1 protein-coding gene is annotated in these 242 nt (G+C 44.2%); it reads right to left on the bottom strand.

Going from position 1 to position 242, the window contains the following annotated elements; genetic code table 11:
- Positions 1 to 125: 125 nt before the first annotated feature.
- The coding region (locus AC6UDE_RS07145; RefSeq protein ID WP_500697055.1) for a ribosomal protein L7/L12 at positions 126 to 242 on the bottom strand (117 nt) is incomplete at its 5' end.

The following is a 242-nucleotide window of genomic DNA, read 5'->3' as shown; positions in this document are numbered from 1 at the left end:
CTGTTTTTTTGCTCGGATTATGACGGTTAAACAGCGGAAATTTCGTCATAGCCCTACAGCGCAAAAAGGCCGGTGGTTAATTAACCACCAGCCATTAGCCTTTCGGCTATGAAATTAAGTAGTAATTACTTAACTTCAACAGAAGCGCCAGCTTCTTCTAGCTGTGCTTTAAGAGCTTCAGCTTCAGCTTTGTCAACGCCTTCTTTAAGCGCTGCAGGAGCTGAGTCTACAAGACCTTTAGC

The organism is Fructilactobacillus sp. X2R5C3, from assembly GCF_059901325.1.
Note: the sequence above shows the minus strand (reverse complement) of the source record. Positions and strands in the feature narration are given on the sequence as shown.